22 protein-coding genes are annotated in these 23,183 nt (G+C 65.1%); 11 read left to right on the top strand and 11 right to left on the bottom strand.

Annotated elements, in window-relative coordinates:
• Positions 1-22 precede the first annotated feature (22 nt).
• Genes ACX80X_RS13610 through purU form a run of 3 tightly spaced genes read left to right on the top strand, consistent with a single transcriptional unit; the run spans position 23 to position 3,188 of the window.
• Positions 23-850 carry a methylenetetrahydrofolate reductase gene (locus tag ACX80X_RS13610; RefSeq protein ID WP_459312332.1) on the top strand — a complete coding sequence of 276 codons (828 nt, stop codon included), beginning with the start codon at positions 23-25 and terminating at the stop codon, positions 848-850.
• Entirely contained in the window at positions 840-2,333 is a 1,494-nt protein-coding gene (gene cycA / locus ACX80X_RS13605; RefSeq protein ID WP_252598637.1) for a D-serine/D-alanine/glycine transporter, read from the top strand. The genes ACX80X_RS13610 and cycA overlap by 11 nt, the downstream gene beginning before the upstream one ends.
• Positions 2,334-3,188: a formyltetrahydrofolate deformylase gene (gene purU / locus ACX80X_RS13600; RefSeq protein ID WP_252598636.1), complete on the top strand. Its 855-nt coding sequence runs from the start codon at positions 2,334-2,336 to the stop codon at positions 3,186-3,188.
• A 146-nt stretch (positions 3,189-3,334) separates the two neighbouring features.
• Here the strand turns inward: purU and ACX80X_RS13595 are convergent, their stop codons facing one another.
• Together ACX80X_RS13595 and ACX80X_RS13590 are read right to left on the bottom strand one after the other, a co-directional pair.
• Positions 3,335-4,075: a GAF and ANTAR domain-containing protein gene (locus ACX80X_RS13595; RefSeq protein ID WP_252598635.1), complete on the bottom strand. Its 741-nt coding sequence runs from the start codon at positions 4,073-4,075 to the stop codon at positions 3,335-3,337.
• Positions 4,076-4,203: 128 nt separating this feature from the next.
• A complete protein-coding gene (locus tag ACX80X_RS13590) occupies positions 4,204-4,938 on the bottom strand; it encodes a GAF and ANTAR domain-containing protein (protein ID WP_459312329.1) in 735 nt (244 codons plus the stop codon).
• Positions 4,939-5,051: 113 nt separating this feature from the next.
• On the opposite strand from ACX80X_RS13590, the gene ACX80X_RS13585 reads away from it, so the two are divergent.
• Positions 5,052-6,263 (top strand): AAA family ATPase, encoded by a 1,212-nt coding sequence (locus ACX80X_RS13585; protein ID WP_256471253.1) that lies wholly within the window; start codon positions 5,052-5,054, stop codon positions 6,261-6,263.
• Between the two features lie 28 nt (positions 6,264-6,291).
• Here ACX80X_RS13585 and ACX80X_RS13580 read toward each other — a convergent pair whose 3' ends face one another.
• Positions 6,292-6,507, bottom strand: coding sequence for a hypothetical protein (locus ACX80X_RS13580; RefSeq protein ID WP_252598633.1), 216 nt, complete (start codon positions 6,505-6,507; stop codon positions 6,292-6,294).
• A gap of 122 nt (positions 6,508-6,629) precedes the next feature.
• On the opposite strand from ACX80X_RS13580, the gene ACX80X_RS13575 reads away from it, so the two are divergent.
• Positions 6,630-7,448, top strand: coding sequence for a pyruvate, water dikinase regulatory protein (locus tag ACX80X_RS13575; RefSeq protein WP_252598632.1), 819 nt, complete (start codon positions 6,630-6,632; stop codon positions 7,446-7,448).
• 153 nt (positions 7,449-7,601) lie between these two features.
• Positions 7,602-10,001 (top strand): phosphoenolpyruvate synthase, encoded by a 2,400-nt coding sequence (gene ppsA, locus ACX80X_RS13570; protein ID WP_252611521.1) that lies wholly within the window; start codon positions 7,602-7,604, stop codon positions 9,999-10,001.
• 620 nt (positions 10,002-10,621) lie between these two features.
• Here the strand turns inward: ppsA and ACX80X_RS13565 are convergent.
• From ACX80X_RS13565 to ACX80X_RS13530, 8 genes are all read right to left on the bottom strand, one after another.
• Positions 10,622-11,038, bottom strand: a complete 417-nt coding sequence (locus ACX80X_RS13565) for a hypothetical protein (protein WP_459312326.1) — start codon at positions 11,036-11,038, stop codon at positions 10,622-10,624.
• Positions 11,039-11,160: 122 nt separating this feature from the next.
• Positions 11,161-12,165 (bottom strand): beta-ketoacyl-ACP synthase III, encoded by a 1,005-nt coding sequence (locus ACX80X_RS13560; RefSeq protein ID WP_252598629.1) that lies wholly within the window; start codon positions 12,163-12,165, stop codon positions 11,161-11,163.
• Positions 12,166-12,404: 239 nt separating this feature from the next.
• The gene (locus tag ACX80X_RS13555) at positions 12,405-12,644 is read right to left on the bottom strand and encodes a hypothetical protein (RefSeq protein WP_252598628.1); all 240 of its coding nucleotides are present in this window, start codon (positions 12,642-12,644) and stop codon (positions 12,405-12,407) included.
• A 48-nt stretch (positions 12,645-12,692) separates the two neighbouring features.
• On the bottom strand, positions 12,693-14,432 hold the full coding sequence (gene ctaD / locus ACX80X_RS13550) for an aa3-type cytochrome oxidase subunit I (RefSeq protein ID WP_252598627.1): 1,740 nt from the start codon (positions 14,430-14,432) through the stop codon (positions 12,693-12,695).
• Positions 14,429-15,166 carry a class I SAM-dependent methyltransferase gene (locus ACX80X_RS13545; protein WP_252598626.1) on the bottom strand — a complete coding sequence of 246 codons (738 nt, stop codon included), beginning with the start codon at positions 15,164-15,166 and terminating at the stop codon, positions 14,429-14,431. Before ACX80X_RS13545 ends, ctaD begins: the two co-directional genes overlap by 4 nt.
• Complete coding sequence (locus tag ACX80X_RS13540; RefSeq protein ID WP_252598625.1) at positions 15,163-15,429, bottom strand: hypothetical protein; 267 nt, start codon at positions 15,427-15,429, stop codon at positions 15,163-15,165. The genes ACX80X_RS13545 and ACX80X_RS13540 overlap by 4 nt, the downstream gene beginning before the upstream one ends.
• 17 nt (positions 15,430-15,446) lie before the next feature.
• The gene (locus ACX80X_RS13535; RefSeq protein ID WP_252598624.1) at positions 15,447-17,186 is read right to left on the bottom strand and encodes a SulP family inorganic anion transporter; all 1,740 of its coding nucleotides are present in this window, start codon (positions 17,184-17,186) and stop codon (positions 15,447-15,449) included.
• Entirely contained in the window at positions 17,186-17,563 is a 378-nt protein-coding gene (locus tag ACX80X_RS13530) for an ArsR/SmtB family transcription factor (protein WP_252598623.1), read from the bottom strand. The genes ACX80X_RS13535 and ACX80X_RS13530 overlap by 1 nt, the downstream gene beginning before the upstream one ends.
• Before the next feature lie 254 nt (positions 17,564-17,817).
• On the opposite strand from ACX80X_RS13530, the gene ACX80X_RS13525 reads away from it, so the two are divergent.
• The 5 genes from ACX80X_RS13525 (at position 17,818) to ACX80X_RS13505 (ending at position 22,905) form a co-directional block, all read left to right on the top strand.
• Positions 17,818-18,276, top strand: a complete 459-nt coding sequence (locus ACX80X_RS13525) for a hypothetical protein (protein WP_252598622.1) — start codon at positions 17,818-17,820, stop codon at positions 18,274-18,276.
• Positions 18,273-18,704 carry a DUF6278 family protein gene (locus ACX80X_RS13520; RefSeq protein ID WP_252598621.1) on the top strand — a complete coding sequence of 144 codons (432 nt, stop codon included), beginning with the start codon at positions 18,273-18,275 and terminating at the stop codon, positions 18,702-18,704. The genes ACX80X_RS13525 and ACX80X_RS13520 overlap by 4 nt, the downstream gene beginning before the upstream one ends.
• A 330-nt stretch (positions 18,705-19,034) precedes the next feature.
• On the top strand, positions 19,035-20,894 hold the full coding sequence (locus ACX80X_RS13515; protein WP_252598620.1) for a phosphoenolpyruvate carboxykinase (GTP): 1,860 nt from the start codon (positions 19,035-19,037) through the stop codon (positions 20,892-20,894).
• Positions 20,895-21,007: 113 nt separating this feature from the next.
• Positions 21,008-22,228 (top strand): NADP-dependent isocitrate dehydrogenase, encoded by a 1,221-nt coding sequence (locus ACX80X_RS13510; protein ID WP_252598619.1) that lies wholly within the window; start codon positions 21,008-21,010, stop codon positions 22,226-22,228.
• 248 nt (positions 22,229-22,476) lie between these two features.
• Entirely contained in the window at positions 22,477-22,905 is a 429-nt protein-coding gene (locus ACX80X_RS13505; RefSeq protein WP_252598618.1) for a pyridoxamine 5'-phosphate oxidase family protein, read from the top strand.
• Positions 22,906-23,183: the final 278 nt, after the last annotated feature.

The raw sequence follows: 23,183 nt of genomic DNA, 5'->3' as shown, positions 1-23,183 counted from the left end.
CGAGATCCAGAAAGGACCGAAGATGCTCCCTACAAGAATCGAAATCATCCCCTCAACCGGGATTGTTGACCAGGTCCAGGCGCTGGTTCCGCTGACCACCACGCTGACCATGACGTGCCTGCCGCACCACGGCATCGAGCGGACCATGCGCACGTCGGTGGAGCTGAGCACGCTCGGCTACACCGTCATCCCGCACCTGGCCGCACGCAGCATCCACGACCGGGCCGAGCTGACCCGGATCATGCGGGAGTGCGACGGTGCCGGCATCCGCGAGGTGTTTGTGATCGGCGGCGACCGGAAGCAGCCCGCCGGGCCGTACGAGTCAGCGCTCCCGCTGCTCGAGGACATCGCCCACTACACCGGCGGCCGGATGCGCGCCGGCGTGGCAGGCTACCCGGAAGGCCACCCGACCGTGGCGGCCCTGGACCTGCTGGACGCCCTGCAGGACAAGCAGGACCTGGCCACCCACGTGGTCACCCAGATGTGCTTCGACGCCGCCAAAATCCTCGACTTCGCGGCGCTCCTGCGCCGCGAAGGCGTGGACCTGCCCGTCTGGGCAGGCATGGCGGGGTCCGTCCCGCGGACCAAGCTGGTGGCACTCGCCACGCAGATCGGCGTCGGAAGTTCCCTGAAGTTCCTTAGCCGCAAAGGCCCACTGGCGCGCAAGCTGCTCAGCGGTGACCGTTACTCACCCCACCCCCTGGTGGCCGGGCTCGAAAGCCAGCCCGGCATCGCAGGGATCCACCTTTACAGCTTCAACAACCTCGATGCGGTCCCCAACGAAGCGGCCGCGTCTTCCACAACGGCACTCCAGCCAGCATTGATTCGAGGAGCAGCACGTGAGTACTAAAACCGTCACCACCCCGGAAACGCCCCATCTTGAACGCCAGCTCAGCAACAGGCACATCCAGCTGATCGCCATTGGCGGCGCCATCGGCACGGGCCTTTTTATGGGCTCAGGCAAGACCATCTCGGCCGCCGGCCCGTCCGTAATTTTCGTCTACATGATCATCGGCTTCATGCTGTTCTTCGTGATGCGGGCCATGGGCGAACTGCTGCTGTCCAACCTGAACTACAAGTCCTTCAGCGACTTCGCCGCTGACCTGCTGGGCCCGTGGGCCGGCTTCTTCACCGGCTGGACCTACTGGTTCTGCTGGGTGATCACGGGCATCGCGGACGTCATCGCCATTGCTGCCTACTCGGAGGAACTCTGGCCGGGGGTGCCATTGTGGATTCCGGGCATCGCCACCGTGATCATCCTTCTGGTCCTGAACCTCGCAACGGTGCGGGCATTCGGTGAGACCGAGTTCTGGTTCGCGCTGATCAAGATCATCGCCATTGCGGCGCTGATCATTGTTGGCCTGTTTATGATCTTCAGCGGTTTCCAGTCCGACGCCGGCCCGGCCACCTTCACCAACCTGTGGAGCCACGGCGGGTTGTTCCCGAACGAATTCATGGGCTTTGTGGCCGGCTTCCAGATCGCCGTCTTCGCCTTTGTGGGTATTGAACTCGTAGGCACCACCGCCGCCGAGGCCAAGGACCCGGAGAAGAACCTGCCCAAGGCCATCAACTCCATCCCCATCCGCGTGCTGCTCTTCTACGTAGGCGCCCTCATCATCCTGATGTCCGTCACGCCGTGGACCCAGTTCCAGGCCGGCCACAGCCCGTTCATCGCCATGTTCTCCCTGGCCGGCCTCGGCGCCGCGGCCACCATCGTGAACCTGGTGGTGCTCAGCTCGGCCATGTCCTCTGCCAACTCCGGCATCTACTCCACCTCCCGCATGGTGTACGGCCTGGCCCAGGAGGGCGACGCCCCCACCGTCTTCAGCCGCCTGTCCGCCCGCAAGGTCCCGCAGAACGCCCTGTTCCTCTCCTGCATCCTGCTGCTCTCCGGCATCGTCCTGATGTACGCCGGCAAGGACATCGGCAAGGCCTTCGACATGGTCACCACCGTGGCCGCCGTCTGCTTCGTCTTTGTCTGGTCCATCATCCTGGCCAGCTACCTGAAGTTCCGTTCACGCCGTCCGCACCTGCACGCGGCGTCCAAGTTCAAGATGCCGGGCGGCATCCCCATGGTCTGGGTGGTCTTCGCGTTCTTCGCCTTCGTCCTGTGGGCACTGACCACGCAGCCGGATACCCTTCTGGCGCTGCTGATTACGCCCATCTGGTTCGTCATCCTGGGCGTCGCCTGGGTCATCCTGCGGAAGCGTCCGGCTCACCTGGCCCGCTACGCGGAGTTCCAGAAGGACCTCGCCGGCGAGAAGGAAGTGGCCGAGGAGAAGGCCCTGGCCGACGCGGAGCTGGCCGACGCGAAGGCATCGCGGGAGAGCTAAGTGGCAACCGAACATGTTCTGACCGTCAACTGCGCCGAGTCGCCGGGGATCGTCCACGCGATCACCGGGTACCTGCTGGATCACGACTGCGACATCATCGACACCAAGCACTTCGGTGACCGCCAGGCCCAGCAGTTCTTCATGCGGGTGCATTTCGAATCCGGCAAGCAGCCGCTGACCACGGAGGACCTGCGCCGGGACTTCGGGCCGCTGGCTGCTGAGTGGGCCATGAACTGGCAGCTGGAGCCGCACGGCCGCAAGCGCCGTGTGCTGGTGATGGTGTCCAAGTTCGGGCACTGCCTCAACGACCTGCTGTTCCGGGCCCGCACGGGTGATCTTCCGGTGGAAATCGTGGCCGTGGTCTCCAACCACACGGACCACCAGGAACTGGTCAAGTGGCACGGCATCCCGTTCTTCCACCTCCCGGTCACCCAGGAGACCAAGCCGGCGCAGGAAGCCCGCCTGCTGGAGCTCGTGGATGAATACGATGTGGAGCTGGTGGTCCTGGCCCGCTACATGCAGGTCCTCAGCGACGAGCTGTCGGCGCAGCTGACGGGCCGGACCATCAACATCCACCACTCGTTCCTGCCCAGCTTCAAGGGCGCCAAGCCGTACCACCAGGCGTACGACCGCGGCGTGAAAACCGTGGGCGCCACGGCGCATTACGTCAACGCCGAGCTGGATGAGGGGCCGATCATCGCCCAGCAGGTCATCGACGTGGACCACACGTACACGGCCGATGACCTGGTGCGCGTGGGCCGCGACGCTGAGTGCAAGGCGCTGAGCAACGCGGTCCGGTGGCACTGTGAAGGCCGGGTAATGCTCGACGGCGGGCGCACAGTGGTTCTGCGCTGACGGTTCTGCGCGTCCCCGCCCAACTGAGTAGCGCTAAGTGTCGTTATGAGCCCTCATAACGACACTTAGCGCTACTTACATTCGGGGGAGTGGGGCGGGGTGCGCAACAGTCGTGGCGCCCTTAACGCTCGACGGCGGGCGCTGCGTCAGGCGCGCTGCTGGAAGTGTGTGGGCGGAACCCCGCCCGGGAGCGGGCGCAGCATCGCTTCGGCGGCGTCGCGGATGGTCAGGTTCCGATGGTTCGATGCGAGCGTGAGCATCTGCAACGCCGACTCGTAGGAGCACCCGTTCTGGCCCATGATCACACCGCAGGCGACGTTGACAGCGGTGCGGCTGGCCATGGCTGCGCGGAGATCCGCGGATTGGGCCAGGCCAGCCCGGACCTGCAGTGCCAGGACCAGGCTCTTGGCCGCCACGTCGGAGAACTCCAGCGCCTGGCTGGCGACAACCGGGGTGAACACGTTCGTTTCCGCTGAATACAACGTAAGTGCGGCCCGGTAGCCGCGTTCCAGCGGCAATGGCACGGCGACGGCGGAGCGGAAGCCGGCTGACCTGAGACTTGCCGGGTACTCGTCCCAGCGCTTGTCCAGGCAGTGATCATTGAGAATGATGGTCAGGCGGCCGCCCAGTGCCCGCGAGGTGGGACCCCGTCCGGCGAGCTGGTCCCACCGGGAAAGGCCGCCGGCGGCGTCGGTGGTTGCCGCTGTGAAGGGCGTCCCGTCCGGCCGCACGAGCGTCACCGTGCTCTCCACGGGGTAGCCGGCAATCTCGCTCACGGCGGACGCCGCAATCCGGGCCAGTGCGCACGCCGATGCCGCTTCCGAGTGTCCACGGATATCCAGCAGGACCCCCGAGACGCGCCAGTCCACCAGTTGATCGATCATCATGCCCCAGCCCCCATGTGTCGGTACGCCCTCATCGTAAAAGGCCCTGCCGGGGTGGCACACGAGTAGTGAGTACTCGCTTTTTTCCAGGGCGGGCAGGTAGCCACCAGGCCCGGGTTTCGTTGGTGTCCCTACATGTCGAAGTAGGTGCTGGCTTCCTCGCCCGAGACCTTCCGGACGATCTCGTCGGCCACGTCCCGGAGCTTCTGGTTCCGGTGGCTGGAGACCTTCATCAGGATGGACATCGCCTCGGTCTGGCTGCAGCGGTTCTGGGCCATGATGATCCCGCAGGCAATGTTGATGGCCGTGCGGCTCATCATCGCCGCGCTCAGGTCATCCGCGGCGCTCTCGGCGGTTCCCACCCTGACGGCGAGGCGGACGGCACTGCCGGCGACGTCGGCGAAACTGGCCGCCTCGCTGATGGTCGCCTCGGTGAACACGCCGGTGGCCGGCGCGAAGAAGTTCAGGACTGCGGCCGCGTTTTCGCCGAGTTCAAGCGGGACGCCCAGGGCGCTGTGGATGCCCTCCTCGATCAGTCGTTCCTGGTAGGTCGGCCAGCGCGGGTCGGTGCGGACATCGGCCAGCAGTACAGGGGTCGCTGCCTTCAACGCTGCGATGCACGGCCCGTCGCCCACGGCCTGTTCGATGCGGTCCAGGTGGACTGCGCGCTCGGTGCTGCCGCCTACGGTGGTGGTTTTCCTGGCGTGCTTAAGGGTGACCCCGCACTCCACCGTGGCGCCGGCCGAGCGGCTCAGAGCGGCCGCGGCGATGATGGAGAGCCCGCCTAGGAAGTCCGCCACCGATCCCGTGCCGATAATCAGGTCCTGCAGCTCAATGAGCAGCTCATGTTCGGGCGAATTGGTCATGTCCAAATCTAGGCCGAACCCAGAGTGCTCACAAGCTAAGCGGCCGAAGCCCGGCGGTTCGGTTCTAAAAGATTTCTGTTAGAATCATGAATAATAACAATATTTTGTAAGTACTGAGTAGCCGGGGAGTTCCCATCAAAAACCCATATCGTCCCGGAGCGGCCAACACGCCCCTTTTTCTTGCGGGACGTGAAAGTCAGGAACGAATCCTGCGGGCAATACTCAGGGGAGCCCCCGAGATCCCGGCCAACTATCGCATTACCGGGCTCCGGGGCGTGGGGAAGACAGTGTTGCTCAAGCATTTCGAAGAAGTGACGAAGGGGGAGCTTAACTGGGCCGTCGGCAGGCTCCAGTTAGAGCCTCGACACAATCGTGAAGACGCCATCGTCGGGGTGCTCCATGACCTTCTCTTGGACGTTCAGGCCCAAGTATCACGGACTGAAAGTCTTCGCCAGAAGACGGAGGCCGTCATTAGTGGTGCGCGATCGCTGGCGACCATGACATTTGAAGATGTCACCGTCTCTTTGGGCGGCTCAGCCAACTCCAAGGAATCCAACCTTGCATCAGACCTTCTGGAAACGGCTCGCATCGCGGTGAAGTCCGGGAGGGCCGGCCTTGTCCTGATGCTCGACGAGGCGCAGGTACTCGTGGACGACAAGGATCGGGACGGGCAGCATCCGCTGTCGCTGCTCATCGCCGCGGTCAACACACTCCAGGAGCAGCAGGTGCCTGTTGCCCTCGTGCTTTGTGGACTGCCGACTTTGATCGCGAACCTGCTCAAGGCTCGAACGTATAGCGAGCGGATGTTCCGCGGGGAAGAGGTAGGGCGCCTGACGCGGGACCAGACGCGTGAAGCGTTCCTTCGTCCGTTGGATGGCACCGGCAAAGAGGCCAGCGAAGACCTTCTGAGTGCCGTGATGGACGACGTGGAAGGGTATCCGTACTTCGTGCAGCTGTGGGGTGCGGAGCTCTGGGATGATGCGGTCGACACATCATCGAACGTCCTGACCCTTGACCTGCTGAAAGGTCTCCGCGAGGCGATCTTCAAACGCCTGGACCACGATTTCTACTCTCCCCGGCTCGACTCCTTAACCCCTGCCGAGCAGGACCTCCTCCTGCTCACCGGCGACTGCGACTATCCGCCGCTGCGGACGGCTGACATACACAACGTCACTTCCCGCAAACAAGGCAACGTCAACGTCCTGATGGGCAGGCTGGCGGACCAGGGAGTGGTCTATCGGCTGCAAAAGGGCCTCTACGAATACACGGCCCCCAAGTTTCACGAGTACCTGATTCGGCGCAAGTCCCGTTCGATCTGGACATAACAACACTCCGCACAGTGCGCCTTTTAACCTACCCGGCCACATGCGGGGCCGCCACTTTGATGATCTCCAGAGCGTCCGGGTCCAGCAGCTTCCGCGTGCCGGTCCTCGCGTCCAGGATCCAGATCAGTTCCAGTGAACGTACGACGTCGGTCACCCGGCCTTTGTGGAAGAGCTTGCCGTTGTGCCACGCCTCGATGTGGTCGCCGAGTTGGATTCGTTCCGTCTGCACCTTGTCAGTGATCATGCTGTGCCCCCTGCTGGTTGTCCCCGTAAGCCCAGCATGCCCCGGCCAGGTTGCCGCAGTGTTTCTGCCGGGTAAAAGCCCGGGTTTCGACAAGCTCAACCACCGGATGGTGGAATGCCTTCATGACCAATGACGAGATTCGGCCTGTCTACTTCCTTTCGGACAGCACCGGCATCACCGCGGAAACGCTCGGCAACACCTTGTTGACGCAGTTCCCCGCGAACAACTTTGACCGCATTACGGTCCCGTTCATTACCACCGCCGAACAGGCCAGAACCGTGGTGGGCACCATCGACAAACTGGTCGCCACCGGCCCGCGGCCCATCGTCTTTTCCACAGCCGTCAGCAGCGACATCAGACAGGCCATTGCAACGTGCCAGGGGATAATAGTGGATCTCATCGGGACGCATGTGGGACAGCTGGAGGAAGCCCTCGGCTCCCCGGCCAGCGCTGAACCCGGCAGGGCCCACGGCCTCGGCAACGCGGAGCGGTATCAATCCCGGATGGCCGCCGTCGAGTACGCCATGGAACACGACGACGGCCAGAGCCTGCGGGCGCTGGAAAAGGCGCAGGTCATCCTGGTGGCACCGTCCCGCTGCGGAAAAACGCCCACCACCATGTACCTGGCGCTGCAGCACGGCATCTTCGCCGCGAACTTCCCGCTGGTGGACGAGGATTTTCAACGGGAAGGGCTGCCCAAGCCGCTGCGGCCTTTTGTTGAGAAGTGTTTCGGACTGTCCTCCAACCCCCTGCGGCTGAGCCAGATCCGCACTGAGCGGCGCCGCGGCTCACCCTACGCGTCGCTACGGCAGTGCGGCTTCGAGCTGCGCAGTGCCGAGCAGTTGTACGTCTCCCACCGGATCCCGTACTTGAATTCGGCGACGGTGTCCGTGGAGGAAATGGCGGCCACCATCCTGCAGCGGATGAACCTCAAACATTAGGGAAAAATTTCACAAGCCCCGTGTGGCGCACATCATGTTGGAAAGAACGCTCCGGACCTGTCACTGTAGACAGGATCCGCGCCCACCAACCGGCCACAGCCGCGAGCGGGCGGCGCCCCGGCATGCCATCATCCCTGCAAAGGAGCAGCAATTATGACAACAGACATCCTGTGGTTCTCAGAACTCGGACTCAAGGACCTGGACCGGGTAGGGGGCAAGAACGCCTCCCTCGGTGAGATGGTGCAGAACCTCACCTCCGCCGGCGTCCAGGTCCCTGACGGCTTTGCCACGACGGCGGACGCCTACCGCAGCTTCCTGGCTGATTCGGGCCTGGACCAGAAGATCGCGGACCGGCTTGTGGGACTGGACACCGATGACGTGACGGCCCTGGCAGCTGCGGGCAAGGAGATCCGGGCGCTGATGCGCGAGACGCCCTTCCTGCAGGACTTCGAGGCGCAGATCCGGAACGCCTACCAGCAGCTGGTGGACAAGCACGCGGGCTCCGAGGACCTCTCCTGGGCCGTCCGTTCCAGCGCCACGGCGGAAGACCTCCCGGATGCCTCCTTCGCCGGGCAGCAGGAAACCTTCCTGAACGTCCGCGGCATCGAGAACATCCTGATCGCCATCAAGGACGTGTTCGCGTCCCTCTACAACGACCGGGCCATCGCCTACCGCGTGCACCACAAGTTTGAACACGCCGAGGTGGCACTCTCGGCGGGCATCCAGCGGATGGTGCGCTCCGACGTCGGCGCCTCCGGCGTGATGTTCACCATGGACACTGAGTCCGGGTTCCAGGACGCCGTGTTCGTCACGTCCTCCTACGGCCTGGGCGAGGCCGTGGTCCAGGGCGCCGTGAACCCTGATGAGTTCTACGTCTACAAGCCCGCGCTGCAGGCCGGGCGGCCCGCCATCCTCAAGCGCGGACTGGGCGAGAAGGCCCTCCAGATGACCTACACCAACAGCCAGGAGATCGGCCGGACCATCGACTTCGTGCCGGTCGAGGCCTCCTTGCGGAGCCGCTTCAGCCTCAGCGACGCCGACGTCGAGCAGCTCGCCCGGCACGCCGTCGCCATCGAGAACCACTACGGCCGTCCCATGGACATCGAATGGGGCAAGGACGGGACCGACGGCGGCCTGTACATCCTGCAGGCACGCCCGGAGACGGTGCAGTCCCGCCGGGCCGCCGGCAGCCTCAGCCGTTTCCGCCTCAACGCGACCGGCCGAGTCCTGGCCGAGGGCCGCGCGATCGGCCAGCGCATCGGTGCCGGCAGCGTCCGCATCCTCACATCGATCGACCAGATGGCCGCCTTCAAGACCGGCGATGTCCTCGTCGCGGACATGACCGACCCGGACTGGGAACCGATCATGAAGCGCGCCTCGGCCATCGTCACCAACCGCGGCGGACGCACCTGCCACGCGGCCATCATCGCCCGCGAACTGGGGATCCCCGCCGTCGTCGGCACCGGAAGTGCGACGGATTCCCTTACCGACGGCCTCGAGGTGACCGTCTCCTGCGCCGACGGCGAGACCGGCACCATCTACGAAGGCCTCCTGGACTTCAGCGTCGAGGAGACCGCCATCACCGAGCTTCCGGAGGCCCCGGTCAAGGTCATGATGAACGTCGGAACCCCGGAGCAGGCGTTCACTTTCGCCCAGCTGCCGAACCACGGCGTGGGCCTGGCCCGGCTGGAATTCATCATCAACCGCCAGATCGGCATCCACCCCAAGGCGCTCCTGAACCTGGACAGCCAGCCGGCGGACGTGGCCGCGGAAATCCGGGAACGGATTGCCGCGTACAGCAGCCCGCGCGACTACTACATCAAGCGCCTGGCCGAAGGGGTGTCCACCATCGCGGCGGCTTTCGCGCCGGAGCCGGTGATTGTGCGCATGTCCGACTTCAAGTCCAACGAGTACGCCAACCTCATCGGCGGACCGGCCTACGAGCCGCACGAAGAGAACCCGATGCTCGGCTTCCGCGGCGCCTCCCGGTACCTGGAGCCGTCCTTCCGGGACTGCTTCGACCTCGAGTGCGAGGCCCTGTCCTTCGTCCGCAACGAGATGGGGCTGACCAACGTCAAGCTGATGATCCCGTTCGTGCGGACCCTGGACGAGGCCCGCGGCGTGATCGAGCTGCTGGCGGAGAACGGCCTGGTCCGTGGCGAGAACGGCCTCGAGGTGATCATGATGTGTGAGATCCCCTCCAACGCGCTGCTCGCCGACGAATTCCTGGACTACTTCGACGGCTTCTCCATCGGCTCCAACGACATGACCCAGCTGGCCCTGGGCCTGGACCGGGATTCCGCGATTGTCTCGGGCGGCTTCGACGAACGCGATCCTGCCGTCAAGAAGCTCCTGAGCATGGCCATCAAGGCCTGCAAGGCGCGCGGCAAGTATGTCGGCATCTGCGGCCAGGGTCCCAGCGACCACGCCGACTTCGCCGAGTGGCTGGTCGGGGAGGGCATCGATTCCGTCTCCCTGAACCCCGACACCGTGGTGGACACCTGGCTCCGGCTCGCCGGCACCCCGGTGATTGAGCCTGTCGAAATCCGGTAACTAGCGCGAACTGAACGGACGACGTCGGCACCCGGGTTGGGTGCCGACGTCGTCCGTTCCCGGTGGTCGAGGATGTACTCCTCGACACGGAAGCGGCTTGTCGCTGCGCATATTCCGTGGCGCTATCTGAATATCACCGGCGCCAGGAAATATGCGGGTCACGGTCGGGTTTGCGCGTCGACAACCGCAGAACGCGTACGACGGCGGGGCGCGCCGGCCGCTGCCAGTTTGCGTTCCAGCTTCCCGGGTTCCATCAGATCGGCCGAGTCCCACCTCACCACGTTGAACCCAGCGGCCCGGATCCGGTTCTCGCGCTTCGTTTCCTCCGCCACTGACTGCGACGCCGTCCGGCCCTGGAGGAACTCCGGTTTGATGTATCCCGGCCTTCGAGAACCACAGACCGAAGCGGCGGGAGGGGGAGGGGAGAAAATCATGGTCCTCCGCGTTCCTGCGGTCGGCCTGCAAAACGTTGTGGTTGACGTACTGCACGGACAGTTCGGTGTGTGCGCGGCCGAGTGCCAGCGCCTCGAGCTCAAGCATGACATGGGTTCCGGTCGCGTCCTGGGTGCGGGAAAGCTGTCTTGGTTCTGATTTGTCCGTAGTTCCGCCGCACGTGAATCTTAGTCCGGGCGGTTGAGGCCGCCGGTTTCATCGCGGTGCGCCTGCTGGGGGGTGTCCGCGTCCAGGGACTCATGCGAGGCCGGTCCGCCTATGCCGTAGAAGTCGCTTTCTGGTGGCGCGTAGGCCTTCGGGCGGTCGCGTTTAGGGGTGCCGGATGCCGCCCCGTCCTTGGGCCGTGTGGTGTCGTGCGCGGGTGCGCCGGTGATTTCTTCCTTCGTTTTCTTCCCCGACTGGCTTGCCTGTTCCTGAACTTCAGGTGTGTTCCTGGCGGTGTCGGAGACTTTGTCCCTGTGTGTCGGGCCCTCCCGGAAACCGCGGACTTTTAGTTTGAGTTTCTCGTAGCTGTCCCTGCCTGCCCGGGTGCCAAGGACATAGCCGACTGCTATACCTGATACGAATACGAGCTTATTTTTCATTTCGGTGCTCCTGCTTCTTTTCGGTGACAGAGCGTATTTAGGTTTCGGTACTTCGTTCGCGGCCCCGTAAGTGCCGATGGTCGTGCCCCGGCACCGCGCGAGGCGGTCCGGAGGGGGCCGGGTCACCTGCCGGGGGGAATTGCTGCGGTGTTCCGGGGGGTTCGGATGACCTGGCCGGCGAAGGCAAAACCGCCGCCGAATCCGAAGAGCAGGGCGGGGCTGTCCGGGGGGACTTCCCCGGTGCGGACGAGTTTGGCCAGTGCGATCGGGATGCTGGCTGATGAGGTGTTTCCGGAGTGGATCACGTCGCGGGCGGTGATTGCCCGGGGGATACCCAGCTGGTCGGCGAGGGGTTCGATGATGCGCAGATTCGCCTGGTGCGGAATGAACGCGGCGAGGTCCTCGGGGCGGATTCCCGCCAGTTCGCAGGTCCGGCGTGCCAGTTGCGCTGCCTGTGTGATTGCCCAGCGGTAGACGGTGAGGCCCTCCTGTTCCAGGTGCAGGGAAGGCTCTTCGATTCTGACTGCCTGTGCGAGGGCCGGTACTGAGCCCCAGTGGACGGGCCCGACCCCGGGTTCGTCGGTGGCAGTCAGGAGTGCCGCGCCGGCACCGTCTCCGACCAGGACGCAGGTGCTCCGGTCGGCCCAGTCGGTGAAGTCGCTGAGTTTTTCCGCTCCGATGACTAGGGCTGTGGTCGCGGACCCGGCCCTGATTGCCTGATCGGCGATGGCCATCGCATGGGTGAAGCCGGAACAGGCGGCGTTGACGTCGAAAACGGCTGGCGAGGCGGCGCCGATGCTGGCCGAGACCCGGCCTGCGGTGCTGGGGGAGCGGTCCTTGGCCGTGACGGTGGCAACGATGATCAGGTCCAGGTCCCGGGCGTCCATCCCGGCGTTCTGAAGGGCGTCCTGTCCGGCTCGGATGGCCATGTCGGCTACGGATTCGGTGTCGGCAATGTGGCGCGATTCGATGCCGACTCTGCTGCGGATCCATTCGTCACTGGTGTCCACCATCAGGCTCAGCTCACTGTTGGTGAGGATCCTGGCCGGTTGGTAGGATCCGACGCCGACGACACGGGATCCGCGGACGAGAGCATCCGGCAGGCTGCGGGGCGGGGACGGGTTCATGGGGGGCTCCTGGTCTGGGTGCGGTATGGCATGACGGGGCCCGTCAGCGCGGGGTGTGTGGGGACGTATTTCGGCGCCGGCATGCCCCCGGGGAGGGGGGAATTGAGGTGATCGATGCGGGCCGTGAGCCGGATGAGTTCTTGGTGTATTGGTGGCCAGGCCGCCCCCGCGCACGGGTGGCGTCCCGGGCCGGTGGACCGGACCGGGCTTCGTTGTCGGTCCCTGCGACGGGACGGGGCTTACAGGTCGCGTACCGCATCGCGGTTTCCCGGGGTTGGGGCGATCCTGGGCCGGCGGAGCGTGTCGAAGAGTTCAGGTAAGTCCATGTTGGCAGCCGCCGCGACCTCTTCCGGGGGTATCTGGGCCGCCATGGCCGTGCACAGGGCATGCACGAGGGCTTCATGGGCCTGGTCGATCTGCACCTGGAGCATTTCCAGTTCGGCGGACGCGGCCCAGATGCTGGTCAGGTACCGGTCCATGATGGTCCTGCTTTCCGTGAGGGGCGGACTGTAAGGAGCGCGGCGAGGTCAGTCATTGGGATCCGGGGAGCGGACATCACCTTCTCCGATCTCGGCGGCTCCGAGGGCAGCGGCCGCCGGGCCGTGCGTGGTGTCATGGCTCCGTTGTGCCAATTCAGGGTGGTGGAGGTCCAGGGCGGGACGCTCTGAACGGATCCGGGGCAGGGACGTGAAGTTGTGGCGCGGCGGCGGGCAGGACGTGGCCCATTCGAGCGAGGCCCCGAACCCCCACGGATCATCCACTTCGACCTTCTGCGCATTGCGGGCGGTGATGAAGATGTTCCAGAAGAACGGAACCAGGGAAGCGCCGAGGAGGAAGGAGGAGACGGTGGAGAACTGGTTCATCCAGGCGAAGTTGTCCTCGGGCAGGTAGTCGGCGTAGCGGCGGGGCATGCCTTCGACGCCGAGCCAGTGCTGGATGAGGAAGGTGCCGTGGAAGCCCAGGAACAGGAGCCAGAAGTGGATTTTGCCCAGGCGTTCGTTGAGCATCTTGCCGGTCCATTTCGGCCACCAGAAGTAGAACCCGGCGAACATCGCGAACACCACGGTGCCGAAGACGGTGTAGTGGAAGTGGGCGACCACGAAGTAGGTGTCGGAGACGTGGAAGTTCAGCGGCGGGGAGGAAAGGATGATCCCGGTCAGGCCGCCGAAGAGGAACGTGACGATGAAACCCAGGCTCCAGAGCATGGGAGTTTCGAAGGTCAGGGACCCGCCCCACATGGTGCCGATCCAGTTGAAGAACTTCACGCCGGTGGGCACGGCGATGAGCATCGTCATGAACGCGAAGAACGGCAGCAGCACGGAGCCGGTGACGTACATGTGGTGTGCCCACACGGTCACGGATAATGCGGCGATGGAGATGGTTGCGTAGACAATGCCCTTGTAGCCGAAGATCGGTTTGCGGCTGAAGACCGGGAAGATCTCCGAGACGATGCCGAAGAACGGCAGGGCAATGATGTACACCTCGGGGTGGCCGAAGAACCAGAACAGGTGCTGCCACAGGACCGGGCCACCGTTTTCGGGGTCGAAGATGTGGGCGCCGAATTTCCGGTCAGCGCCGAGGGCGAAGAGGGCTGCGGCGAGCGGCGGGAACGCCATAAGGATCAGGATGGCCGTGACCAGGGTGTTCCACGTGAAGATTGACATCCGCCACATGGTCAGGCCCGGGGCGCGCATGCAGATGATGGTGGTGATGAAGTTCACCGCGCCCAGGATGGTGCCGAAACCGGACAGGGCCAGGCCGAAGACCCACAGGTCCCCGCCGACCCCCGGGGTGAAGGTGGTGTTGGAGAGCGGCGCGTACGCGAACCAACCGAACGACGCGGCTCCCTGGGGGGTGATGAACCCGGAGACAGCGATGAGGGAGCCGAAGAGGAAGAACCAGAACGCCAGGGCATTAAGCCGAGGGAAAGCAACGTCCGGGGCGCCGATCTGCAGGGGCATCATGACGTTCGCGAACCCGGCGAAGAGCGGGGTGGCGAACATCAGCAGCATGATGGTTCCGTGCATGGTGAACAGCTGGTTGTACTGTTCCTTGGTTTGCAGGATCTGCATGCCTGGCTCGAACAGCTCGGCCCGGATGAGCAGCGCCATGACCCCGCCGAGGCAGAAGAACGTGAACGATGCGATCAGGTACATGTACCCGATAATTTTGTGGTCGGTGGTGGTAATCCAGCTGACCACGATGCGTCCCTTGGACCGGGGGACCACGGCGGCGGGGGCAGCGGCGAGGGTTGTGCTAGCGGTCATGACGGGACCTTATGATCGGTGTTCCTGGTGGACAAGGGTGTGTTGAAGGCCGGTACATCCGGGGCCCGGGCAGGTTTGCGGGCCAGGAGGACGCAGTCCAATGCGGGGCGCCGGTCCCCGGGAACGGGCCGGGAGAGGGTCTCGGCTGATTCGACTTCCAGGCCGGACCGCCGAGCCCACGCGGCGACTTCGGTGCTGCCATGCAGCATGGATTGGTCCCGCGGGCCTGTGGTGCCTTCGCGCGGGTCTTCCGGATCATGGCCGATGAAGAGGAGGATTCCCCCGGGGGCGAGGGCCAGGGCGGCGCGGGCGAAGACCCGTTCGAGGTCCGGTCCGGGCAGGTCCAGGAAGGCGGCCAGGACCAGGTCCAGGCTCGCCGGGTCCGGAGTGTGCACCGTTACTTCGGCGACTGTCCAGGTGACCAGGCCGGTGACTCCTTCGGCGAAGGCACGCTCCCGCCCGAGGGCCAGGGCTTCTGCGGAAAAGTCCAGGGCCTGGACGTGCCAGCCGCGCCCGGCCAGCCAGACCGCGTGCCGGCCGTCCCCGGACCCGAGGTCCAGTGCCCGCCCGGGCGTGAGCCCGTTCACTGCTGAGCGCACAGTCGAGCTGGCGGGGGACCAGCCATAGGCGGCGCTGGCGTACCACCGGTCCCAGGCTTGCGCGTCCGCGGGGTACCCGGTTCCGCCGGGTCTGGAGTGCTTCCACGCCGGCAGCGGCATGCCGTCCACGCTCATCGCCGGCTCCTGCCAGGGTACGGCGCGCCAGCTCCCGCAGGACCGCCGGATGAGGCATTGCGGCGTCGGAACGCGGCGATCCCGGCGGGGATGCCGACGGTCGGGCCGGTCAGTACCACCGCGGCCAGCCAGGCCGGGTTCGTGGGCCCTGCGAGAAGTGCCGGGAGGTCGAACAGCAGAAGGGCCGCGAGTCCGAAACCCAGGAGGTAGTGCGGCACGTGATCCCGTTGCGGCCTGGATTCCGCGGTGGCTGTCGGTGGCAATGGATGCTCCTGAACATTCATCGGACCGTGGTGTTTCCGGGAGTAGTTCCCGCAGCCCGGCCACGGACGGGGTCCTGGCCTGCGTCGGGTGCCTTGTCCTGTGGGGGATGTTCGGTGGCACGGGTGGCCCTGGCCCGGGCGACGTGGCTGCGGGCGTGTTCCACAGCCGGGGGCAGATCTTCGAACAGGTGTTTGTGGTGGCGCAGGGACTCCAGCACACCTACCCGGGTGACCAGGGCCAGGTGGCGTTCCTGGATGCCTTTGATCAGCACGGTAATTCCGCGGCGTTCGAGGGCGTTGACGATGTCGGTGATGACCCTTGCCCCGGTCGCGTCCAGGACCTGGAGCTGGGACATGCGGATAATGACCACGTCGACGTTGCGGATCGCGCTGACCCGGTCCAGGACGCGTTCGGCGGCGGCGAAGAACAGGGCCCCGTCGAGCCGGAACACGGCAATGTGTTCGTCCCCGTCCTGGACCGGTCCCGGGATTTCTTCGCGGTGCACGCCGCTGGAGTTGACCAGGGTGCGCAGGGCGAAGAAGGACGCGACGGCGATGCCGATCGCAACGGCCTGGATCAGGTCGAAGGACACAGTGATCAGGGCGGTGATGAAGAAAACGACCGTGTCTGCCCTGGTGGAGCCGATCACGCTGCGCAGCGTGGCGAGGGACACCATGCGCGTAGCGGTGACTATCAGGACACCGGCGAGGGCCGCGAGCGGGATCCGGGAGACCGGGCCGGTGGCCAAGTAGACCACGGCCAGCAGGACCAGGGCGTGGATGATCGCGGCAAGCCTGGTCCTGCCGCCGGAGCGGATGTTTACCGCGGTGCGGGCGATGGCGCCGGTGGCAGGCATGCCGCCGAAGAACCCGGAGCAGACCGAAGCCAGTCCCTGGCCGAGGAGTTCGCGGTCCGCGTCATAAGGGCCGGTGTCAGAGATCGAGGCGGCGACCCGTGCTGAGAGCAGCGACTCGATCGCGGCCAGCGCCGCGATCGTGGCCGCAGGGGCGGCCAGCGCAGCCACTGCGCCCCAGTCCAGGGCGGGGATCACCGGGGCGGGCAGGGTGTCCGGCAGGGCACCTATCCGGGCCACAGGAAGGTCCAGGACCTGGGCGGCGATGCTGGCGACGATGATGGCAATGAGCGACCCGGGGATCTGCGGGTGGATCCGGGGGGCCGCGATCATGATCAGCGCGACCACGGCCACCAGTGCCACGGGGGCCAGGAGAGCGGCGGGGGACGCTGTGGTGAGCCCCTGGACGGCAGAAACGGCGGCGTTGCTGCTCGGTCCGGCTTTAACGCCGAAGGCCGCCGGGACCTGTTGGAGGAAGATGATCATCGCGATCCCCAGGGTGAATCCTTCGATCACCGGCCACGGCAGGAGGGTAACGACCCGGCCGAGTTTGAGTACCCCGGCAACGATGACGATCACCCCGGCCAGGACCGAGACCGCGGCCAGCGCACCGATGCCCTGGGTGGCAATGACCGGGCCCAGGACGACGACCATCGCCCCGGTCGGCCCGGAAACCTGGATGTTCGAGCCGCCAAAAACAGCCGCGATCACCCCCGCGATCACCGCAGTGATCAGTCCGCTGGCCGCACCGGCGCCGGAGCTGACACCAAAGGCCAGCGCCAGCGGCAGCGCGACGATACCGACCGTGATGCCCGCGACCAGGTCCCCTTTCCAACTGCGGGGCAGTTCACCATAATCCCGCCAGGTCGGCAACAGCGCACGGGCCGTGTCCAGAGCGCTCATCAGACGCTGCCTGCAGGGGCAGCCGCAGGAGAGCTTGCCGCCGAATATTCGAGCTGGTCACGGGTGTTGCGCAGCATGTCGTTCAGCAGCAGCTTGGCCACCGCGAGGAGGTCCGCGACCTGGGGGTACGCCAGGGAATAGAACATCTGCAGGGCCCGGCGTTCAGCCGTCACCAGGTGGTAGCGGCGCAGCACGGACAAGTGCTGGGACAGATGCGAGGCCTCCAGCCCGGTCGCGGCGAGCATGTCGGTCACCGACACTTCCGGTGCCGCGGACAACATCTCCAGCACCCTGATCCGCACCGGATGCGCCAGACCTTTGAACAGGTTGGCCTTTACCTCATATAAGGGCGCCCGGAAATCCGAAAAATCGTCCATGCCTGCCTCCCGGCCTCACAGCAAAACCTTGCTTGACTATTTTATCCTTCTATCATCCAATATAACAGGGGGTAAAGCAGTTGCCCCCGCCGGGCCCGCTGGCGCGGGCTCGGACACAGCCCATATCGGTGGGCACCGTCACGGACGTTGGCCGGCCGGAAAGAGGTCACCATGCCCATGGCAGTAAAGCCCCAGCCGGCCCCCACGGCCCGCCGCGCGTCAAAGCCCCATCGCCGGGCCGGGGCGGGTGCGGCATGAGGGACCCGCTGACGACATCGGGGGTCGAGCGGCCAGCGCCCGTTCCTGCTCCCACGCCTCCGGCTCCGATCATCACCGGGGTCTCGGTGGACACCTCCGGACCGGACGTGCGCGTGGAATTTGAACTGAACAGGCCCCCAGCCGGGGGAAGCTACCTGGTAGGGCTCCGTGCCGGCGACGCGGACCGGAGCACGATCAGGCACCTCACAGTCAGCCTCCGGGACGGCCGCGTCACAGGCCAGTCCACCTACGATTTCGGGACCGTCACCCGCACGGTGCACCCTCGAGGCGGCGCGACCTGCGCGGGTGCGTCCGTCACGGCGCTCTTCCCGCGGGCATCCCTGACCGGGCTGGGGGAAGATCGCGATATCACCGCGTACAGCTCCCTCAACGGACAGGAACTCCAAGCAGGGATTCCCCTCACCCGGATGGCGACCGGAGGCCTCAGGCTATGAGCGGACAGCCCGCGGATTTTTCCCGGCACGGCCCAGGTGCCGGCACCGCCCGGGACTACGCAATCTTCTTCACCCGGGAACTGGCCGGCGGCGTTGTTGCCGTCGAAAAACAACTCGATGCCCATCTGGGGCAGTGCAGCAGCCTCCGTCAATGGGCAGCGGCCCGCGGCGCAACGCTCGCTGACGCCGCGCAGGGGATCGAAGTACTCGGAGGACTCCTCACCGGGCCGGAGAGGATCGAGCTGGCGCCGTGGCGCCTGAAGGTAGAAGCCGGACTCTTCATCGGAACCGTCCTGGTCCGGAACTCCCCGCGGTGCGGTGGCTCCTGCTGCCCAACGGCCACCCCGTCGTCCACCTTGCGGAAAACAAAGACCTGGACGTCATCGCCCTCGCCCGCGCCCGCCTGGAAATCGGGGCCCCGGACCTGAGGACCGTCCTGCCCTACGCCGAAAGCCTGACGCCGGGACCTTAGCACCTGCCGGCGCACCGCCCAATCCCTGCCGTTGCCCGGCCGAAGGGCCGCCTCACGGGGGCGTCCGAGCATCACGATCTCAGGGGCAGGGCAGCGCAGGTCCGCGACTACCTGTTATATTAGATGATGTATCCATCAAACAGTAAACCTGCGGCCAGTTTTCTTTACCGCGAGGCCGGCGGGCCCTGCCTGTCCCGGGCCGCTTGGCCGCGGCTTCACGAACCATTCCCCATGAGCTTTCTAAGACCGCCCCGCCCGCCGTCAGTGCGGGGGAAGGAAGAGAATCGTGCACAACACCACATACTCCAGCCTCCTGGACACCGCCCCCATTGCCTCCCCCCGTCTTCTGGACTGGGTCGGCGAAGTAGCCGCCCTGACCGGACCGGACCGCATTCACTGGGTCGACGGATCAGAGGCCGAATACCGTGCGCTCACCGACGGGCTCGTCGCCGCCGGTACGCTGACGCGCCTGGCCGAGGACAAGTTCCCCAACTCCTTTGCCGCCTTCTCCGACCCCAAGGACGTCGCCCGGGTCGAAGAGCGGACGTTCATCTGCTCCGAAGACGAACGGGACGCAGGTTTCACCAATAACTGGATGGAACCCGCGCAGATGAAGGAAAAACTGCATGAGCTCTTTGCCGGTGCAATGCGCGGGCGCACCATGTACGTGATTCCGTTCGTGATGGGCCACCTCGACGCGGAGGACCCCAAATTCGGGGTTGAGATCACTGACAGCGCCTACGTCGTGGCGTCAATGCGGATCATGGCGCACACCGGTGCGGGCGTGCTGGCCAGAATGGTCGAGCTGGACGCGGATTTCGTCCCGGCGCTGCACTCGGTCGGCGCACCGCTGGAGCCAGGCCAGCAGGATGTCAGCTGGCCCTGTAACGAAGAGAAATGGATCGTTCACTTCCCCGAGGAGAAGTCCATCTGGTCCTACGGCTCCGGCTACGGAGGCAACGCGCTGTTGGGTAAGAAGTGTTACTCACTGCGCATCGCCTCCGCGATGTCCCGGCAGGAGGGCTGGCTCGCGGAACACATGCTCATCCGCAAACTCACCAGCCCGGCACAGAAGGTCTACTACATCTCCGCCGCCTTCCCCTCGGCCTGCGGTAAAACCAACCTCGCCCTGCTGAACCCCACCGTGGAGGGCTGGACGGTGGAAACCCTCGGGGATGACATCGCGTGGATACGTCCGGGCAAGGACGGGGAACTGCGCGCCACCAACCCGGAAGCGGGTCTCTTCGGCGTCGCACCGGGCACCGGCTGGCACACCAACCCCAACGCGATGGACGCCATCGCCAAGGGCAACACCATCTTCACCAACGTCGCCCTCACCGATGACGGCGGCGTCTGGTGGGAAGGCATGACCCGGGAGACCCCGGAGCACCTGACCGACTGGACCGGACAGGACTGGACCCCCGCCTCCGGCCGGCCCGCAGCGCACCCCAACTCACGGTTCTGCACCCCCATCAGCCAGGTCAGTATCCTGGCCGAGGAATACTACCAACCCGAGGGCGTGCCGCTCTCCGCCATCTTCTTCGGTGGCCGCCGGAAGACAACCATCCCGCTGGTCACCGAGTCCAGAGATTGGGCGGGCGGTGTCTTCATGGGGTCGATGCTGTCTTCCGAGACGACAGCGGCAGCCGCCGGTCAGGTCGGGGTCGTCCGCCGCGATCCGATGGCCATGCTGCCCTTCATCGGCTACAACGCCGGGGACTACCTCAACCACTGGTTGGAGACCGGCCGGACGGCCAATCCCGCAAAACTGCCCCGGATCTTCCTGGTCAACTGGTTCCGCCGCGGCGCCGACGGGAGTTTCCTCTGGCCCGGATTCGGAGACAACTCCCGCGTCCTGAAATGGGCCATCGAACGGCTCGAAGGGACAGCGGCTGCCATCGAAACCCCCATCGGCTTCGTCCCCGCACCGGAGTCCCTCGACATCGAAGGCCTTGACGTCACCCCCGGACACCTCAGTGCCGCATTGGCGGTCGATTCACACGAATGGGCCCAGGAAATCGACAGCATCGATCAGTGGTACGCCCGGTTCGGTGACTCGCTGCCCGCCGAGTTGCCGGCCGAGCTGCAACATCTCAAGAACCGCTTCGCTGCCCGCCGGGGGACGCCGCGCATCAGCTCCCGATAGGTGCCAGACGCGGTGCCCGGTCCCCTCCGCGCACCGGGCACCACTTCCGGGTTCGCAGATGTCAGAGACCACCATCGGTGTGGGTCAATGTGCCCATGAATCAAGGAGACGGTATGAACGAAAAGATCAAGGTTGTTGGCTCCATTGTGGAGCTTGACGGCGACGAGATGACCCGCATCATCTGGCAGTTCATCAAGGACCGCCTGATCGTCCCGTATCTGGATGTGGACCTGAAATACTTCGATTTGTCCATCCAGAACCGTGACGCAACCGATGACCAGGTCACGATCGACGCCGCGAACGCCATCAAGGAATACAACGTCGGCGTTAAGTGCGCCACGATTACCCCTGACGAGGCGCGCGTTGAGGAGTTCGGCTTGAAGAAGATGTGGCCGTCCCCGAACGGAACCGTCCGTAACATCCTGGGCGGCGTCGTTTTCCGCGAGCCCATCATCATTTCCAACATCCCGCGCCTGGTTCCGGGCTGGAACAAGCCGATCATCATCGGCCGTCACGCCTTCGGCGACCAGTACATGGCGACCAACTTCAAGGTCCCGGGTCCTGGCACGCTGACTATGACCTTCACCCCCTCCGACGGCGGCGAAGAGATCAAGCAGACGGTGGTCACATACCCCGACGGGGGAGGGGTTGCCATGGGCATGTATAACTTCAACGACTCCATCCGGGACTTCGCCCGCGCCTCCTTCGCCTACGGACTGCAGCGAAACTACCCCGTGTACCTCTCTACCAAGAACACCATCCTGAAGGCCTACGACGGCCAGTTCAAGGATCTCTTCCAGGAAGTATTCGACGCCGAGTTCAAGGACCAGTTCGAAGCGGCAGGCCTCAGCTACGAGCACCGGCTGATCGATGACATGGTCGCTTCGGCGATGAAGTGGGACGGCGGCTACGTCTGGGCCTGCAAGAACTACGACGGCGACGTCCAGTCCGACACCATCGCCCAGGGCTACGGCTCGCTCGGCCTCATGACCTCCGTGCTGATGACCCCGGACGGCAAGACCGTCGAGGCTGAAGCCGCACACGGCACCGTGACGCGCCACTACCGCCAGCACCAGTTGGGCAAGGTGACCTCGACCAACCCGATCGCCTCGATCTTCGCGTGGACCAGGGGCATTATGCACCGCGGGAAACTGGACAACACCCCTGCCGTCATTGACTTTGCTGTGACTCTCGAAGACGTCGTCATCAAGACGGTCGAAGCCGGCCAGATGACCAAGGACCTGGCCCTTTTGGTGGGGCCGGACCAGGAATGGCTCACCACAGAGGAGTTCCTCGCAGCACTGGACGACAATCTTAAGGCACGCCTCGTCTAGTCCCCCCGCCCGACCCGTCCCGGCGATCCACTCGCAAGTTCCAGAAAACGCCGAACGTGCTCAGCGCAGTTCTAGCTTGGTCGGATCGGCCGCTTCCGTGTCCTCCTGGGCCGAGCCCGGGTCGGGTCGTGGAGGGCCAAGGGGTCCAAACCCGGCGTTAGGCTGGGCGGTATATCTTCGGCGCAAGAGCGCCGGATGAGGCAGACAACAAGGCCAAACGGCATGTCCGGGGCCATGGAAGGACGATCATGCTCTCTGACGCGCAGTATCCCGCGGCGAACCTGGCCCCGGATGAATGCTGGGAACTGCTGGCCGGTACGACAGAGGGCCGGCTGGCCGTGAGTGTGCATAACAAGCCTGATATTTTTCCCGTGGAATTCCACGCCCAGGACGGAAAAATACTTGTGCGAACGCCGCAGGGCGAAATGCTTGTGGAACTGACCATCAACCCTTCGGTGGCCTTTGAAGCGAACGGCCGGTCGGAAGCGTCCGCCTGGATCGTTGTCGTTCAAGGGACGGCCCGCGAACTGCAGAACTGGTCGGAAATCGACGCCGCTCAGCAGAAGGCCCAGCGCCCCTGGACGCCGACCGCGAAAGGGTCCTACGTGGAGATTGTCCCGACCGGGATCACCGGCCGGCGGCGGCCGGTCGACACCCAGATGGACGCACAGGAGTAAGAGAGGAGGGCCGGGTAACATCCGAGCTCCCCCCTGCACCTGCCGGGTTGCGGATGTAGTACCCACCGGAACAGGTAGGTGGCGATCCCTGCCCCGGTGAGGGCAATAGCGGACATGATCTAGGCAGCTGCCGGATCAAACGGCTCGACGGGCATCGCCGCGGAGTGCCGGAACGGGCTCAGATCCTGCAGCCGGGCAGGCAGGCGGTTTGCCTGTCCCCTCAGAGTACTTTGCGGCCCTTAGGGCTCCGGCTGCCTCCGAACGCGACAGCGAAGGAA

This window comes from Pseudarthrobacter sp. MDT3-1 (assembly GCF_054510755.1).
Note: the sequence above shows the minus strand (reverse complement) of the source record. Positions and strands in the feature narration are given on the sequence as shown.